Genomic DNA, 16817 nt, shown 5'->3' on the forward strand with positions numbered 1-16817 from the left:
TCTTAATTAAATTATAGTTTTAATGTCAGAGTGGGTTTCACTTGCTGCATTTGTTCCACAAACAACTGTTTGATTCTTTCTAACTCAACATCATTTGTGGCTTCAAAACGTAATGTCAACGCAGGCAATGTATTTGAAATACGCACTAATCCCCAGCCATCAGCATAATCCACTCGTATACCATCAACCGTCGAAACGTCACCACCATCTGCATTGAAATTGCTTATGAGCGTCGTCATAAACCGTTTGGCTTCTGGGTATGGCATGTTCACCATAATTTCAGGTGTTGATACACGTTGACTAATTTCAGAGAACAACTGGGTAGGTGTTCGTGACATCGGATCGGCGGCTAATAACTCGATTAACCTTGCTGCGGCATATGTCGCATCATCAAATCCATACCAGCGGTCATTAAAGAAGAAATGTCCGCTCATTTCAGCAGCCAACGCGGCATTATACTGTCGCATTTTATTTTTGATAACAGAATGTCCAGATGGCACCATCATTGGCTCGCCACCCGCAAAGCGTATCACGCCCTCAAGCAAACTCGTACTTTTTACATCATAGAGTATCGTAGCCCCTGGCGACTTTTCCAGAACATCCCTTGAAAACAAGATCATGAGTTGATCTGGCCAGATAATATTACCTTGCGTGTCGACCACTCCGAGGCGATCACCATCCCCATCCACGGCAATACCCAGCTCTGCGCCTGTAGACTTCACTTCAGAGACGAGTGATTTTAAGTTTTCTGGTTCGCCTGGATTAGGGTGATGATTAGGGAAACGGCCATCAACTTCACAGAATAATTCAATGACATGGCAGCCTATTTCTTTGAGCACTTTAGGTAATACTTTACCTGCAACACCATTGCCACAGTCCACTACCACTTTAATTTTGCGCTCGGGTTTTACCTCGGTTTTTATTCTTTGAATATAGGCATCTGTCACATCCGTTGCACTGATGTTGCCTCGTCCTGTTTCAAATGCACCCGTTTTAATACGACGGTATAAGGCGTGAACTTCATCACCTTCAAGCGTTTTTCCGGCGATAACGAGTTTTATTCCATTGTAATTAGCAGGATTGTGACTGCCTGTGATCATCGCGCCAGAATGCGTATTTAAATGCTCACATGCGAAATAGACCACAGGTGTGGGCACCTGCCCAAGATCAACCACATGACAACCTGTATTGGTAACACCGCGCATGAATGCTTTAGCTAAAGGTTGACTGCTTAAACGTCCATCATGACCAACAACTAACTCGGACACGCCTTGCGCCAACATTTGACTGCCCACAGCGCGACCAATCAATGTCATCACGGGAACAGTTAACTGCTCACCCACAATACCTCTAATGTCATACGCTCTGAATATGCCTTCATCAGGCATATTCTGTGCTGACGGTGGATTCAACTCCAGTTTCTTTTCTGGTGTTAACTGACTTTGCTGAGTATCTTCATGGAAGCTTTCTTTTGCTTCCTCGGGGCCCTCATCGACTTCTAATTCAAAATTAATAGTTGGCTCAGGTGACGTTTCTTTTTCGTCTAAAGAGTCGGGTTCAATAAAGATAGAAGAATCATTCTTGTCCGTCTTTTCTTCTTCATCATTTAATTCGAGCTCAAGAACATCAGAACGGTTGTCAACGGTTTCATCAAGACGATTAGATTTGAATTCATCAGTCACCATCTCATCATCTATTTGCTGAGGGGATGTCATCTCAGCATCTTTGTTCTCATATGGTTGGTCATAATCAATAACGTCATGATTGCTAGGCTCATTATCAGTAATTAACGACGTCTCTGTTTCAGCACTTAAGTCTGCTTCTGTTGCCTCATCATCTATGACAAAAACGCTGTTTGGTTCATCCACGGGGACGGGACGTTTCTTTTCTGGAATCGCCAATTGTTGAATAAACTCTCGAACGCCATAAAACTCCTGGAAAATCAGTGGGTATTTTGGTTTGAGTTTGACGTCTTGTAGATCATGAAGCTGCTCTTCCAGCGTATCGGCATCTGATCGTAATAATTTTTTCTGCCACCACTCTCGCACCCACCATATCAGTGCAATTAATAGCATCACAGGTAGAAATATCATCCATAGCGATGCACTAGTTGCAAGCGGTGCGGCCCAGAGTTTCACTTGCCAGTATGAATTGGATATTGGCTGACTAACAACAGTATCGGCATGTTTATATTGACTGTTGCCGAGCGTTGTCAGAATGCCCAGTGACATATCGCCCTGAGTAATTTCAACATACGCATCAGGAAGCAGTCCTGGATTAATCATTTGGATATCGACAGGCTCAAGCGCAACTGCCACCGCCGCATACTGTTGCTCATCATCAAGAGGTACTTTCGCCGCCAGTAAAATATGATCTGACTGGCCATCCTGCATGATCATAGCGACATCAGCCTGCGCTTGTGTATTCAGTTGTCGTAAGCTTTTTAAGGAAGCATAGGTAATGGGCAGGCAAGCTTCACGTGTAGGCGACTCATACTCTTGTGTGATTAAACAGACGGCCTTGGCTGTTGGAAAAAAAGTGTTCGCCACTGTCTTCCAGTCGTCAATTACGAAGATATTCTTAGTTTTTGCCAATTGCTTGGTTTCGTCTAACTCAGCCAGCCTCAGCGTTTGTTGCTGCCAAGCTGTTATTTGTTGCTGATAACTCGCAACAACGGCATCGATAATCTGTTGGTTATGTTGGCGCTCAGTACTTTCTTGTGCTGTGTTGGCCTTTTTATCAGCGAACAGGACGGCAATGCATAGCAATACGAGCACGGACAATAACAACATACTACTAACGAGCTTGCTTCCCAGCGCTATCGCGAGCTTATCCTTCATCGCCATGCCCATCCCCTTTGCTTGCTATCACTGACGTCCGGTATGGCCAAACCCACCCGTTCCGCGCTCCGATGAACTGAATTCATCAACTTGCTCAAATCCTACCTGCACGACAGGCACAAATACCATTTGTGCAATCCGTTCTCCTACGCTGATCTCAAAACTATCGCTACCGCGATTCCAGCAGGAAACAAACACTTGCCCTTGATAGTCACTATCAATCAGTCCAACCAGATTGCCTAAAACAATACCGTGTTTATGACCTAGCCCGGAACGTGGCAATAACACAGCCGCCAGACTGGCATCATCAATATGAATAGCCAGGCCTGTGGGAATTAACACTGTTTCGCCTGGAGCAAGAGTGACAGACTCATCAAGACAGGCACGCAGATCTAAACCGGCCGAACCTGATGTTGCATAGTCGGGCAGTGCAATCGTGTCGCCAAGGCGAGGGTCAAGAATTTTTAATTGAATTTTTTGCATAGAATCTTTTTATTATTAATGTCATCAGTTCTCGCGCCAACTGAGTTTTAGGCATCAGTGGCAATGTTTGTTCACCATCATTCCATATCACATGCAAAGCATTGTCATCGGCAGCAAACCCCTGTTTTTGTCCAACCCAATTCGCTGCGATCATATCGAGCTTTTTTCGTTCTAATTTCGACTGTGCATATTCCACCAGGTTTTGTGTTTCTGCAGCAAAGCCAACAACAAATGATGGCCTATTGTGGCTTGTCGTTACAGCCGACACAATATCTTTTGTTGGCTGGAGTTCTATTTGTAACGGCTGTTTTTCTGTTTTTTTTATTTTTTCTTGCTCAAACAGTTTAGGTCGGTAATCGGCCACTGCGGCACAGCTAATGAAAATATCACATGATTCCAAGCTGGCATCAACTGCATTTGCCATTTGTTCCGTCGTTTCCACATCAATCCGTTTCACGCCTGTGGGCGTTGTCAGACTGACCGGGCCGCTAATCAGCGTCACGTTTGCACCTGATTCTCTCGCCGCCTGAGCTAAAGCAAAGCCCATTTTCCCCGAACTTCTGTTACCAATAAATCTAACAGGATCTATCGGTTCGTAGGTCGGGCCAGCTGTAATCATGACGTGTTTGTCTATTAACTGGCCTGGCACCATCAACCGACTTAATTCCTCAATAATAGCCAAAGGCTCGAGCAATCTACCTTCTCCCTGTTCGCCGCAAGCCTGGTCGCCACTAGCAGGACCAATCACATGAATGCCGCGATGCCGCAGCAAGCTGAGATTGTTCTGTGTGGCAGTGTTGGACCACATTTTATTATTCATGGCCGGGGCGACAGCAATTGGCGCTTCCGTTGCCAGGCAAACAGCACTCAGTAAGTCGTCAGCACGACCGGCAACCAGCCTCGACAGACAGTCAGCCGTTGCCGGAGCAACCAGTATCCAATCTGCCCAACGAGCTAATGCAATATGGCCCATTGCAGACTCTTCATCAGCGTCCAACAAGGTCATCGATACAGGATGCCCACTCAATGTCTGCAATGTCAGTGGTGTAATAAATTCGGCCGCGCCATGTGTCATGACGACACGCACTTCAGCACCAAACTCTTTCAATCGACGAATTAAATCTGCGGCTTTATATGCAGCAATACTTCCTGTAACGGCGACAACAATTTGTTTGTTTTTTATGGATGAAACATTGCTCATTCGCCATCTTTCCTCAGCGCAAGTTCACGCAATGTTAAATCGCCTAAGACCTCGGCTTGAGCATCACCAATGTCTTTAAGTAATTTGTTCACATCTTTATCCATCATACCTTTGACATGATAGGCACTGTTCTCTTCGGCAGTGCGTAAACAGTTCAATAATGCTGCTACCTTGATTGTTGCCACATCACACGAGGGCACATAACGTGTTTCATCACCAGCAATTTCAATAAGAAACCCGCCTTTTTCAAGACTGGTGAGTAAATCCTGAACAGCATTATTCGTCAGTCCGGTTTGCTCTTCCAAGTGTTGAATCGTCAGCGGAGGTTGATTTTGACAAAATCGTCTTGCAATCACTGTCATCAGCCAAAGTCCTTCTCGTTCCCGTAGTCGAGGACTTAATATCAGCGGTTTACCTGCTAATTTCACCAGCTTAGGATGCTGAAGATAAAAGGCTACCTGAGATCCTGTTAATAAGATGAACCAGGCGAGATATAACCAGATCATAAAGAAAAACAAAATAGCAAAGCTGGAATAAATCGCCGTGTAGTTGGATGAAGAAGCCACAAATTTGGCAAATACGGTGCCGACCCCAATCCATAAAGCACCCGCCACTGAAGCACCAATCAGTGCCGGACTGAACTTCACTTTTGTGTTCGGTATAAAGGTGTATAAGAACGTAAATGCCGTGATAATCATCAGGTAAGGCAACAGCTTTGTGCCAATCACCAGCAATGTGCCAAAAGGTTCGATACTGCTTAATTGTTGAACAAACTCATGGTTTACAACGGTTGCCACCAGTCCCAATGCTGAAAAAATCAACACCGGGCCAATCATCACCACGCTCAGATAATCCGTAAAACGCCGGGCGAATGATCGCGATCGCTTTACACGCCAGACAAAATTGAACGCATTCTCAATTTTCTGGACCAGCGCAATAATGGTGTAGAACAACATCGCCACACCAATTGATCCTAAAACGCCGACTTTGACGTTCTGCACAAAACCAATAATATTTTCCGTTATTTCGGGACCACGCTCACCCAGCGGCTCCAACAAACTCAATAACATCGGTTCCATTTGGTTGTGAACACCAAACGCTTTCAAAACAGAAAACGCGACAGCAATTAAGGGGACCAAAGAAAGAATGGTGGTAAACACCAGACTCATGGCACGTAAATTCAACTCACCGGTTGCCAGTTCACGAATCATGATATATGTGACACGAATGGCATTAACCCATAAACGCCATAATGGCGAAGCATCTTCAGCAATGTCTTGCCACAAGGTTATTTCAAAAAAACGTTCAATGCGAAGTCGTTGTTTTTCATAAAAATTTAGAATGGAATTAAACATAAAAAACCTAAACCGGATTATCGATATCAATAAAATGATGGGTGATTCCAAACTGTTCCGCCAGCCGTTCACCCAATGCTTTCACCCCATAGCGCTCCGTGGCGTGATGCCCGGCCGCCATGTAGTTAATACCTAATTCACGCGCTATATGCACAGTTGGCTCAGAGATTTCACCACTGATATAAAGATCTAACCCCAGTTCAGCAGCCTGCGCTAAATACCCCTGAGCGGCACCAGTGCACCAACCAACCGTATTAATTTGGCGATCATGCCCTTGTATTACCAGCGGATCTCGTTTGAGTTGTTGTCGAACATGACTCGTGAATGCAGCTAGAGATACAGGCTCGGGTAGACTCCCACATAAACCTATTGCTGGATCTCCCATACCTGAAATTCGCCCATCAACTTCGATGCCTAACAATGCAGCAAGCTGGGCATTGTTACCTAAGTTTGGATGAGCATCCAAAGGCAAATGATAGGCGATTAAATTAACTTCATTTTCCAGCAATAATTTTAATCTGCGCTGCTTCATACCGATTATTCGGGCATCTTCTCCACGCCAGAAATAGCCATGATGGACGATGACAGCGTCGGCATTTCGATCTATTGCTTCCTCCAACAAGGCTTCTGAAGCCGTAACACCGGTCACCAGCGTTGAGATATCCTCACGACCTTCAACCTGAAGACCATTCGGGCAATAATCGTTAAAACGCTCAGGCTCTAAAAGTGTATTGATGTAGGCGAGAAATTCAGTTCGGGTTATCATCGACTTAAATCCCTGTGGCTAAGTAAGTCATCACTATAACAAAATGGAGAGCCATCAATGGAAGCAGTCAACATTATTGCACTCAGTATGGGTGCTGCATGGGCAAGCGGGATCAATCTCTATGCCACTATTTTTATGCTTGGTTACATGGGAATCACCGGAAATATTGTCTTACCTGATGAACTTCAGATTCTAACTGATCCGATGGTGATGGCCGCCGCTGGCTTTATGTACTGCGTAGAATTCTTTGCTGACAAAATTCCAGGTGTCGATTCCGGCTGGGATACGATGCACACCTTTATCCGAATTCCTGCTGGGGCGATGCTAGCCGCAGGCGCCGTAGGTGATGTCAGTGCAGCTGCTGAATTAAGCGCCGCGTTATTAGGAGGCAGCTTAGCGGCTGGCAGTCATGCAACCAAGGCAGGTGGTCGTTTATTGATTAATACCTCTCCCGAACCTGTGACGAATTGGGGCGCCTCTATCAGCGAAGATTTATTAGTGATTGCTGGTTTATGGACAGCGCTTCACCATCCAGTACTGTTTCTGATACTGCTTGTTGTGTTTGTTGCTTTGATGATTTGGTTATTGCCAAGACTATGGCGCTTGCTCAAGGCCATATTCAGTAAGGTTGGTCGTTGGCTTGGACTGACAAAAACGCCAGAAAGCAGTGTGGGTGAATCAACAACAAATACTGAAGACACACCAGTCAAAAAAATTGAGCACGATCCAAACTAATCTTTTTTGCGATAAACGGTGCTATGTGGCGTACGAACGAGATCAAAGGCATCGGTGTAACCACTAATTGTTTCTGACGCCCCAAGGAAAAGATACCCACCTTTGTTCAGTGATTGCGCCATCCGCTGCAGAATGTCTTTTTTGCGATCGGCCGAGAAATAAATCAGTACATTTCGACAAAAGATAATATCGAACTTGCCTAAGGTACCAAAGCTTTGCAACAGGTTCTGAGGTCTAAAACTTACTCGCTGTTTGACTTCATCAATAACACGCCAGCGCTCTCCCTGTTTGGTGAAAAACTGTTGGCGCCGTTGATCAGATAAGCCGCGACCAACGGCCACATCCTCATATTCTGCTTTTTTTGCCTGTACTAGCATTGAACTGGAAATATCTGTGGCGATGATTTGGCTGGAAGCCAGTCTACTTGATGATACTTTTCGGCAGTATTCACTTAACATCATGCTGATGGTATAGGGTTCCTGCCCGGATGAGCATGCGGCCGACCATATTCTAAGCGACGTTCCTCGCACCTTCTCTAATTCGGGGAAAATCACCTGACCAAGGGTCTCAAAAGGCTGAACATCTCGAAACCAAGACGTCTCATTGGTTGTCATGGCATCAATAACCGCATCACGCAGATGATGGGGCTGACCTCGCTCAACCGCACTAATCAACTCTGACAAGCTTGTCATCTTTTCATCGCGCAACAGACGCGTCAGTCTGCTGACAATGAGATATTGTTTGCCATCCCCGAGAAGAATACCGCAGGCATCTTCTAAGAAACGCTTAAAGCGCTGGTAATCAATATCCGTTATTTCTTGCGTCTGCATAGTGTCTCAGGGTTAAGTGTTAAAGGAATATATAGCATATCGGACAACAGACTTAAACATTTACCCTAACATCGGATAAAGTGATAAATCATTTCGTAAAGATGAAGTAATCAAATGAAAACATGTCTCATCACAGGCTGCTCCAGCGGCATTGGTTTATGTGCCGCCATCACATTACATCAGCGTGGTTATAAAGTCGTGGCCACGGTCCGCCAGGACAGCGACAAAGCAGCACTTGAGGAGCAAGGTATCTATACCATCATTATGGATTTAGCGGATGAAAACAGTGTGAGCGCAGGTTTTCAACAAGCATTAAACCACCTTAATCATCAACTGGATGGGCTGTTTAATAATGCTGCTTTTGGACAACCAGGCGCCGTTGAAGACTTATCACGCACCGCGCTGACAGAACAGTTTGAAACGAATGTATTTGGTACACAACAGCTAACCAATCTGGCTATCGCTCATATGCGCCAACAAGGCTATGGACGCATTATTTATAACAGTTCGGTCTTGGGATTAATCGCCTTAGCTTACCGGGGCGCCTATAACGCCAGTAAATACGCCATAGAAGGTTTGGCCGATACCTTACGAATCGAACTCCATGGCTCAGACATCCATGTCAGTCTGATTGAGCCAGGCCCAATCAGCAGTCGTTTTCGCGACAACGCCTACGCAAAGTATATGCAGCATATTAATAAAACTCACAGCGCTCATCGCCAAACTTATGAAGCGATGGAAGCCAGACTCAAAAAAAAAGGCCCAGCCGCCCCTTTCACGCTGCCTGCAGATGCTGTTGTAAAAAAATTTATTCATGCGTTAGAAGCTAAAAAGCCTAAAAGACGTTACTACGTCACTTTTCCTACTTATCTTTTTGCATATAGTAAGAGACTACTGCCAACAGGTGTACTAGACTGGATGTGCCGTAAGGTCTCCGATAGCTAGCTTGAAAGGATGCGTATCATGAACGAGCTGTCATCATGAGAAGTACCAGACACTCCAATTCAGTCTCCATGACTCAAAACTGGATTATGGTAAGCAGTGTTTTATCCGCTGTCATAGCCCTTGGTACTTTCTTCTTAATACGTTATTTTTTTCCGACATTTTCATCTATCACCTGGATTGCAGGAGCACTGAGTGTTCTCTCTTATTTATGTCTAACTCTATTGTTTTCTCGCTACATTATTCGCCCTCTGCAGTCAGGCATCGATGAGATAGGTCAACTGACTCTCTCCATCCCACTGGTTGCCAGCAAAAAATACATTGAGGCCCGCGAGCAATGTGAAAAAATCGATGAAGTCCAGTCAGACCCGGCCATCGTGAAGCTGAAACAAGCGCTGTGTGATTTAGCTAGTATGCTTGAAGCACTGGAAAGCAAGGTTAGTCAGCGTAATAAAGCGGTATTTAGGGCCCATCAAGCCTTGAAGAGTGAACGCGATTTCATCACACAACTCGTTGATACCGCTCAGATGATTGTGATGACTTCAGACGATCAACACATCATTCAGTTATTCAACCAATATGGTGAGCAATTGACCGGTTTTAGTCGTGACGAAGTGGAAGGTTCGGATGTCGCACGTTTTTTCCCTCCTGGTCACTGGTCCGAAACCGATCATATTCTGAAAGAGCTGCTACTTGGTAACATCCAGATTGCGCAGCAAGAGGCTGAACTTGTTGATAAAGCAGGACATTTAAAACAAATCTCTTGGTTTCATTCACGTGTAGAAAGAAATAATGAAACAACACTGATTCTCTCTGTGGGTCTTGATAATACACAAACCCGAGCAGCTGAAAAGCGTATCGTCTGGATGGCTGAACATGATCCATTAACGGATTTATGTAATAGAAGAAAATTTACTGAAGAATTCGAAAAGTCATTGCAAACAGCCATTCGTTATCAACATAACAATACGCTTTTGCTACTGGATTTAGATCGCTTTAAAGATATCAACGATACCAGTGGCCATCGAGCTGGTGATGAAGCCTTAAAACTTGTCGCAAAAACCCTCAATAGAATCACACGTTTTACTGATTTTGTTGCCAGGCTAAGTGGTGATGAATTCGCGATTATCATGCCGGAAAGTGATGAAGCTGGCGCCATCACTCTGTCGAAAAAGATACTGGCTGAGCTATCAACCATTCATCTGAATTATGCGTCTGTGCGTCATACCATCTCGGCCAGTATTGGTATCGTCAACTATCCCCTACAAGATGCCACGACCAATGAACTCATAGGCTTTGCAGATTTGGCCATGTATCGAGCGAAAGCTAACGGCAAAGGTCGCTATCATGTTTTTTCATTGGATGATCAAAGTCGTGAACAGCTACAAAAACGGGTTTATTGGAAACAAAAAATCGAAGAAGCCTTGGAAAATCATCTCTTCGTTCTCTATTTCCAGCCCATACTCAATCTGAATAATAATAACATTCAGCATTATGAAGTCCTGGTCAGAATGCGTGATCCCGCCACCCAAGAAATCACTTTACCCGGCAAATTTATCGAAATTGCTGAAGAAGTCGGACTCATTCAAAGCATCGACCATTATGTTTTACATCACAGCATAAAAAAATTAGGCGAACTACAAAAACAAGGTTCTAAAGTAGAGTTTGCTATCAATCTGTCTGGTGCCGTGGTGGATACCCCCGTTTTATTGCCCTATCTAAAAAAATTAATTAAACGCTTTGATGTGGACCCTACCGCCTTAATTTTTGAAGTTACCGAAACGGTGGCGGTTTCAAACCTGTATCAAGCGAAATTAATGATGACCGCCATCAAAGCGCTGGGATGCCGTTTTTCACTGGATGACTTTGGCGTTGGTTTTGCTTCATTCAATTACATGCGGGAACTGCCCATAGACATCATTAAAATCGATGGTATTTTTATACAAAATCTGGATATCAATAAAGACGATCAGCTCTTTGTTAAAGCATTAATTGATGTAGCAAAAGGGCTTGGTCGCCAGACCATTGCCGAATATGTCGAGAATGAAGCCATACTCCACATTCTACAAAGATACGGGGTCGACTTTGCTCAAGGCTTTTATATTGGCAAGCCCCAACAAGATTTATTACCCGAGTCAGATTAAATCTTACTGCCCTGCACCATGCAGGGACAAAATATTCAATATGGTGCAAAAAACCAGCACTCCCCCAGACAAAAACACCACTATCACACTGATATATAAATCATTATTAAACTGGCATAATAAATGCCAATTTAAATCCACCTTACTTTTTTAGTTCTGTGGAGAAATAAATGCTATGTCTTATATAAGCCCTGGTGAGTTTGTAAAAACAATGGTGGATGCTGGTGAGTCAAAATTATTCATGGCCACCCGAGATGTGTTGATTCGTTCATTTATGGCTGGTGCCATTTTAGCCATCGCCGTCGCTCTTGCTGTGACGGCCGCTGTACAAACCGGTATTCCAATAGTCGGTGCTTTAATCTTCCCCGTCGGGTTTTGTATTCTGAATTTATTAGGGTTTGATTTATTGACCGGTGTGTTTGCACTTGTGCCATTAGCTTTATTTGATAAACGCCCTGGTGCGACATTCAATGGTTTACTTAAAAACTGGGGACTAGTCGCTCTGGGTAATTTACTGGGGGCATTAACAACCGCTGTGTTGATTGGCATTGCCTGGACCTTCGCCTTCACAACCGAGCCCGGTGCAGTCGGACAAGCGATTGCTAAAGCGGCTGAAGCGAGAACACTTGGCTTTGCTGAGCACGGTGCAGCAGGTTGGTTTACCGTGTTTGTCAAAGGCATTTTATGCAACTGGATGGTGTCCGTTGGTGTGGTCGGTGCCATGTTATCAAAAGACGTGATGGGTAAGGTCATCGCAATGTGGATGCCGATTCTTATCTTCTTTGGTCTGGTATTTGAGCATGCTGTCGTCAATATGTATTTATTCCCGCTGGGAATGATGATGGGTGCACCTATTACTATTGCTGACTGGTTAATCTGGAATGAAATCCCCGTTATTTTAGGTAATTTAGTAGGCGGTTTATTGTTAACCGGCATGGTGCTTTACGCCACTCACCTTAAACCGGGACCTACTCGTAGCCGTGTTATCGAGCCGGCTAATAAAGTCACCGTTAACTAATATTGCATTCGTTAATATGTCGACATCACTTAATAATGCGAGAAATAAGATGAATAAACTGGACATGACTCAAGCCATCATGGTGGCTAAAGAAATTAAACAGCTACAGTGGGAAACGATTGCCAACACCATCGGTATGTCCACTGTGTGGACCACTTCAGCTTGCATGGGCATGAATAGCATGCCAGCCGAAAAAGCACATGCTTTATGTGAACTTTTAGAACTACCAGCCGAAGTCAAAACAGCACTTGAGGCTTACCCGATAAAAAGTTGGGATGAGAGCGTGCCTAAAGATCCATTGATTTATCGCCTCTATGAAATTGTTGGCGTATATGGCCCCACTCTGAAAGAAGTCATTCAAGAAAAGTTTGGCGATGGCATTATGAGTGCCATTGATTTTAATATGTCGGTAGAGCGGGAACACGACCCCAAGGGGGATCGTGTTGTTGTGACAATGAATGGCAAATTTTTACCTTATAAAGCCTGGTAAGTTGCCCCTTGGTGAAGGGAGATAAACCTCGGTTTTCTCCCTTCTTTTTTTCTCATGTTTTAGTGAAGCTTCAGTTCTTTGAAAACCAGTTTATCGGCTTCAACATCGATATTGACGGTATCACCCGCTGAGAACTTACCTGACAATAAGTCCTGCGCCAGAGGGTTTTCAATCTCCTGTTGAATCACGCGTTTCAGTGGTCTTGCACCATAGACAGGGTCAAAGCCTTCTGAAGCAATCAAATCCAAAGCCTCATCAGATAACATCAGCTTCATCTCACGCTCGGCCAGTCTTGCACGCAGATGAGATAACTGAATCTCAGCAATCGCACGGATTTGCGCCTGTTGTAATGGATGGAATACCACCACATCATCAACCCGGTTGATAAACTCCGGACGGAAATGTTGTGCCACAATCTCCATGACCGCCGCCTTCATGGCGTCATAATTTTCTTCACCGGCCATTTCCTGAATCACGCTTGAGCCCAGATTAGAGGTCATCACAATAACGGTATTACGAAAATCAACCGTGCGCCCCTGTCCATCAGTCAAACGGCCATCGTCCAACACCTGAAGCAGGATGTTAAAGACATCCGGATGGGCTTTTTCCACCTCATCTAACAAGATGACAGAATAAGGTTTACGTCTGACAGCTTCCGTCAAATAGCCACCTTCCTCATACCCAACATAACCAGGCGGCGCACCGACCAGACGAGCGACGGAATGTTTTTCCATAAACTCAGACATATCAATTCGAATCATCGCGTCCTGTGTATCAAACAGGAAGTTAGCCAGTGATTTACACAATTCTGTTTTACCCACACCTGTAGGCCCTAAAAACAGGAACGAGCCATTGGGACGTTGCGGATCAGATAAGCCTGCTCGACTTCTACGAATCGCATTGGCCACTGAGGTAACCGCTTCATCTTGACCAATCACTGTTTCGTGTAAGGCGTCGTCCATTTTCAGCAGTTTGTCACGTTCACCTTCCAGCATTTTAGAGATCGGAATGCCCGTCCATTTGGACACTACTTCAGCGATTTCCTCTTCACCCACTTTATTACGTAACAAGGTGAATTCTTGCATCTCGGCTTCTGTCGCCAGTTTCAGTTGTTTTTCCAACTCTGGAATACGTCCATATTGTAGTTTCGCCATTTTTTCATAATCAGCATTACGATTAGCTGCATCAAGTTCAAGACGCGCTTTTTCCAGCTCTTCTTTTACGTGCTGACTACCGTGTAGCGACGCTTTCTCAGACTTCCAGACTTCTTCCAGATCAGTATATTCTCTGGCCAGTTTTTTCATCTCGGTCTCAAGCGTTTCCAGTCGTTTTTTAGAGGCATCATCACTTTGTTTTTTCAGTGCCATGCGTTCAATTTTTAATTGAATCAAACGACGCTCCAGGCGATCTAAGACCTCTGGCTTGGAATCGATTTCCATACGAATGCGACTGGCGGCTTCATCAATAAGGTCAATCGCTTTATCTGGTAACTTTCTGTCTGTAATGTAACGGTTGGACAAGGTCGCCGCAGCCACAATCGCCGGATCCGTAATATCGACACCATGATGGACTTCATAGCGTTCTGTCAGTCCACGTAAGATGGCGATGGTCGATTCGACCGTAGGCTCACCAACGAGCACTTTTTGGAAGCGACGCTCTAAAGCCGCATCTTTTTCCACATACTGACGATATTCATTTAAGGTGGTTGCACCGATACAGTGAAGTTCACCACGCGCCAGTGCTGGCTTGAGCATATTACCAGCATCCATCGCGCCTTCCGCTTTACCGGCCCCTACCATGGTATGAATTTCGTCAATAAACAGAATAATCTGACCTTCTTGTTTCGATAGATCATTCAAAACAGCTTTCAGGCGTTCTTCAAACTCACCACGGAATTTAGCACCGGCAATCAAAGACCCCATATCCAGCGCTAAAACCCGTTTATTTTTCATACCATCAGGCACTTCACCATTGACGATACGTTGTGCTAATCCTTCCACAATGGCGGTTTTACCGACACCAGGTTCACCGATAAGAACGGGGTTATTTTTAGTACGGCGCTGTAAGACTTGAACAGTACGACGAATTTCATCATCACGACCAATCACCGGATCTAATTTGCCTGCTTCAGCTCTTGCTGTCAGATCAATGGTGTATTTCTCCAAGGCCTGCCGTTGTTCTTCTGCATTTGGATCAGTCACGCGCTCCCCTCCACGAATCTTATCGATGGCGTTATTAATCGCCGTTTTGTTACCACCATGCTGTCGTAATAGATCGCCATGTTGGTTTTTATCTTCTGCCAATGCCAATACAAACAGTTCACTGGAAATGTACTGATCCTGACGTTTTTGTGCCAGCTTATCGGTTTGATTTAATAACCGGCTTAAGTCTTGTGAAACATGGATATCACCATTGCCACCTTCCACTTGGGCCAGTCGTGATAACTGCTGTTCTAACTCCGCTTGATAAGCGGCAACACTGACACCACTCTGAGCCAGAATCGGTTTGACACTGCCATTTTGTTGTTGCAACAAAGCCAACATTAAATGTACAGGTTCAATGAACTGATGATCTTGCCCGACAGCCATACTTTGGGCAGCAGCGAGTGCTTCCTGAAATTTACTGGTTAATTTATCGATTTGCATAAGAGGTATTTCCCCTAAAAAAGTAAGTTAATACAGAAATGGGGTAAGCCTCGATAAAAATCAAGAGAACGAATGTGGATGTTTTTGCATGGTCTCGATATGACGCGTTAATTCAGCTTTAAGACCATCTATTTCCATCGCAGGTGGCAATATTTTGCCAACCGTTAAAACAACTCGGCTGGGCACAAAAGGCGCGAGTAACACGTGTCCCTGTGCTGTAATACCATCCAATCGCAGTGGATATATCGGTGTATTTGTCCATATGGCTAAGCGAACAACGCCTGCTTTTATTGGTCTTGGTGGATCGCTATCTAAATGAATTTTGCCGTGAGGAAATAAGGCGATTACCTCTCCCTGCTCCAGAGCACGCCTTGCCGCTCGCAATGCTTGTTCTGCTCTACCCTTGCGATCAACAGGAATACAACCTGCCGCTTTGAAAATCCAGTGAAGAACGGGGCGATGGTATTCCTCTGAGGCGATCAGAAACCGTAATGGTCGACGGCTCGCCGCAATCAGCAATAAAGGATCAAGCCCGGAAACATGGTTTGCAGCCACAATCGCTGGGCCTTGTTCTGGCAAGGGTAACACCAGACCAGGATGACGATGTAACACTTTGCAGAGAAGGCGGGTTAGCCCATCCAGCCAGTTCACATGCATGCCACCCCAGTCAGCGCGTGACTGAGATAAACACAAGATAAAAAAGGCGAAAACAAGAATAAGCGTTATCCACATACGCTTAACTCTCAAACGGCGCAGTATCTCCCATGCCATGTCGGGTGACTTCAGGTAAGTCATCAACAAATTCAACCACGGTGGTGGGTTCTGCACCACAGGCACCGCCATCAATAATTAGATCCACCTGCTTACCAATGGCATCAACAATGTCATCGGCATCGGTCATGGGCATATCATCACCAGGTAAAATCAAGGTTGAACTCATTAAAGGCTCATTCAGTTCTTCCAACAGTGCCAATGCAATCGTGTGTTCCGGAATGCGTAAACCTATGGTTTTTCGTTTGGGATGCTGTAATTTTCGAGGTACTTCCTTGGTCGCCGGTAAAATAAAGGTGTAAGGACCGGGAGTGTAGGCCTTTAAAAGACGAAAGACCGCATTGTTGAATTTTGCATAGGTTGAGAGTTCTGATAAATCCCGACACACCAAAGTAAAGTTATGATCGACATCCAGTTGGCGAATCCGACGCAGTCGTTCCATGGCATTGTTATCACCAATCTGGCATCCCAGTGCATAACCAGAGTCAGTGGGGTAGACAATCAAACCACCACGACGAATAATTTCGCAGGCCTGTTTGATGAGTCTGACCTGAGGATTCTCTGGATGTATTTGAAAAAACTGGCTCATATGAAATC

General features: G+C 44.9%; 14 protein-coding genes. 5 read left to right on the forward strand and 9 right to left on the reverse strand.

All coding sequences use genetic code 11. The features are described from left to right. Nucleotides 1–11 precede the first annotated feature (11 nt). The 5 genes from B3014_RS14480 to B3014_RS14500 are packed head-to-tail and all read right to left on the reverse strand — an operon-like array spanning nucleotide 12 to nucleotide 6645. A complete protein-coding gene (locus B3014_RS14480; RefSeq protein ID WP_289244598.1) occupies nucleotides 12–2846 on the reverse strand; it encodes a phosphomannomutase/phosphoglucomutase in 2835 nt (944 codons plus the stop codon). Between the two features lie 21 nt (nucleotides 2847–2867). Continuing rightward, the gene (dut, locus tag B3014_RS14485) at nucleotides 2868–3323 is read right to left on the reverse strand and encodes a dUTP diphosphatase (RefSeq protein WP_286305640.1); all 456 of its coding nucleotides are present in this window, start codon (nucleotides 3321–3323) and stop codon (nucleotides 2868–2870) included. Then, complete coding sequence (coaBC, locus tag B3014_RS14490; RefSeq protein ID WP_289244597.1) at nucleotides 3295–4524, reverse strand: bifunctional phosphopantothenoylcysteine decarboxylase/phosphopantothenate--cysteine ligase CoaBC; 1230 nt, start codon at nucleotides 4522–4524, stop codon at nucleotides 3295–3297. Before coaBC ends, dut begins: the two co-directional genes overlap by 29 nt. Continuing rightward, nucleotides 4521–5879, reverse strand: a complete 1359-nt coding sequence (locus tag B3014_RS14495; protein ID WP_289244596.1) for a YihY/virulence factor BrkB family protein — start codon at nucleotides 5877–5879, stop codon at nucleotides 4521–4523. The genes coaBC and B3014_RS14495 overlap by 4 nt, the downstream gene beginning before the upstream one ends. A 7-nt stretch (nucleotides 5880–5886) precedes the next feature. Next, nucleotides 5887–6645, reverse strand: a complete 759-nt coding sequence (locus B3014_RS14500; protein ID WP_289244595.1) for a Nif3-like dinuclear metal center hexameric protein — start codon at nucleotides 6643–6645, stop codon at nucleotides 5887–5889. A 57-nt stretch (nucleotides 6646–6702) separates the two neighbouring features. Here B3014_RS14500 and B3014_RS14505 point away from each other — a divergent pair, with 57 nt between their 5' ends. Then, nucleotides 6703–7380: a DUF4126 domain-containing protein gene (locus B3014_RS14505; RefSeq protein WP_289244594.1), complete on the forward strand. Its 678-nt coding sequence runs from the start codon at nucleotides 6703–6705 to the stop codon at nucleotides 7378–7380. Here B3014_RS14505 and B3014_RS14510 read toward each other — a convergent pair. Continuing rightward, complete coding sequence (locus tag B3014_RS14510) at nucleotides 7377–8210, reverse strand: CheR family methyltransferase (protein WP_289244593.1); 834 nt, start codon at nucleotides 8208–8210, stop codon at nucleotides 7377–7379. The genes B3014_RS14505 and B3014_RS14510 overlap by 4 nt on opposite strands. 114 nt (nucleotides 8211–8324) lie before the next feature. Between B3014_RS14510 and B3014_RS14515 the strand changes: the two genes are divergently transcribed. The 4 genes from B3014_RS14515 to cynS all read left to right on the forward strand — a co-directional run bounded on the left by B3014_RS14515 (nucleotide 8325) and on the right by cynS (nucleotide 12804). After that, nucleotides 8325–9155 carry an SDR family NAD(P)-dependent oxidoreductase gene (locus B3014_RS14515; protein WP_289244592.1) on the forward strand — a complete coding sequence of 277 codons (831 nt, stop codon included), beginning with the start codon at nucleotides 8325–8327 and terminating at the stop codon, nucleotides 9153–9155. A 35-nt stretch (nucleotides 9156–9190) separates the two neighbouring features. Then, the gene (locus B3014_RS14520; RefSeq protein ID WP_289244591.1) at nucleotides 9191–11296 is read left to right on the forward strand and encodes a putative bifunctional diguanylate cyclase/phosphodiesterase; all 2106 of its coding nucleotides are present in this window, start codon (nucleotides 9191–9193) and stop codon (nucleotides 11294–11296) included. A 175-nt stretch (nucleotides 11297–11471) separates the two neighbouring features. After that, nucleotides 11472–12314, forward strand: a complete 843-nt coding sequence (locus B3014_RS14525; RefSeq protein WP_289244590.1) for a formate/nitrite transporter family protein — start codon at nucleotides 11472–11474, stop codon at nucleotides 12312–12314. Nucleotides 12315–12363: 49 nt separating this feature from the next. Next, complete coding sequence (gene cynS, locus B3014_RS14530; protein ID WP_289244589.1) at nucleotides 12364–12804, forward strand: cyanase; 441 nt, start codon at nucleotides 12364–12366, stop codon at nucleotides 12802–12804. Between the two features lie 59 nt (nucleotides 12805–12863). On the opposite strand, the gene clpB is transcribed toward cynS, so the two are convergent. From clpB to B3014_RS14545, 3 genes are read right to left on the reverse strand one after another with little or no spacing between them, the layout of a single operon-like run. Beyond that, the gene (gene clpB, locus B3014_RS14535; RefSeq protein ID WP_289244588.1) at nucleotides 12864–15449 is read right to left on the reverse strand and encodes an ATP-dependent chaperone ClpB; all 2586 of its coding nucleotides are present in this window, start codon (nucleotides 15447–15449) and stop codon (nucleotides 12864–12866) included. A gap of 60 nt (nucleotides 15450–15509) precedes the next feature. Beyond that, nucleotides 15510–16220, reverse strand: a complete 711-nt coding sequence (locus B3014_RS14540; protein WP_289244587.1) for a lysophospholipid acyltransferase family protein — start codon at nucleotides 16218–16220, stop codon at nucleotides 15510–15512. Beyond that, on the reverse strand, nucleotides 16186–16809 hold the full coding sequence (locus B3014_RS14545; protein WP_286305652.1) for an L-threonylcarbamoyladenylate synthase: 624 nt from the start codon (nucleotides 16807–16809) through the stop codon (nucleotides 16186–16188). Before B3014_RS14545 ends, B3014_RS14540 begins: the two co-directional genes overlap by 35 nt. Nucleotides 16810–16817: the final 8 nt, after the last annotated feature.

Source organism: Methylophaga sp. UBA678, assembly GCF_002299105.1.
Taxonomy (GTDB): domain Bacteria; phylum Pseudomonadota; class Gammaproteobacteria; order Nitrosococcales; family Methylophagaceae; genus Methylophaga; species Methylophaga marina.

Bases quoted from the DNA above. Each gene is read 5' to 3' on its own strand.
- B3014_RS14480 (WP_289244598.1), bottom strand. From the start codon at position 2,846: ATGGCGATGAAGGATAAGCTCGCGATAGCGCTGGGAAGCAAGCTCGTT.
- dut (WP_286305640.1), bottom strand. From the start codon at position 3,323: ATGCAAAAAATTCAATTAAAAATTCTTGACCCTCGCCTTGGCGACACG.
- coaBC (WP_289244597.1), bottom strand. From the start codon at position 4,524: ATGAGCAATGTTTCATCCATAAAAAACAAACAAATTGTTGTCGCCGTT.
- B3014_RS14495 (WP_289244596.1), bottom strand. From the start codon at position 5,879: ATGTTTAATTCCATTCTAAATTTTTATGAAAAACAACGACTTCGCATT.
- B3014_RS14500 (WP_289244595.1), bottom strand. From the start codon at position 6,645: ATGATAACCCGAACTGAATTTCTCGCCTACATCAATACACTTTTAGAG.
- B3014_RS14505 (WP_289244594.1), top strand. From the start codon at position 6,703: ATGGAAGCAGTCAACATTATTGCACTCAGTATGGGTGCTGCATGGGCA.
- B3014_RS14510 (WP_289244593.1), bottom strand. From the start codon at position 8,210: ATGCAGACGCAAGAAATAACGGATATTGATTACCAGCGCTTTAAGCGT.
- B3014_RS14515 (WP_289244592.1), top strand. From the start codon at position 8,325: ATGAAAACATGTCTCATCACAGGCTGCTCCAGCGGCATTGGTTTATGT.
- B3014_RS14520 (WP_289244591.1), top strand. From the start codon at position 9,191: ATGAGAAGTACCAGACACTCCAATTCAGTCTCCATGACTCAAAACTGG.
- B3014_RS14525 (WP_289244590.1), top strand. From the start codon at position 11,472: ATGTCTTATATAAGCCCTGGTGAGTTTGTAAAAACAATGGTGGATGCT.
- cynS (WP_289244589.1), top strand. From the start codon at position 12,364: ATGAATAAACTGGACATGACTCAAGCCATCATGGTGGCTAAAGAAATT.
- clpB (WP_289244588.1), bottom strand. From the start codon at position 15,449: ATGCAAATCGATAAATTAACCAGTAAATTTCAGGAAGCACTCGCTGCT.
- B3014_RS14540 (WP_289244587.1), bottom strand. From the start codon at position 16,220: ATGGCATGGGAGATACTGCGCCGTTTGAGAGTTAAGCGTATGTGGATA.
- B3014_RS14545 (WP_286305652.1), bottom strand. From the start codon at position 16,809: ATGAGCCAGTTTTTTCAAATACATCCAGAGAATCCTCAGGTCAGACTC.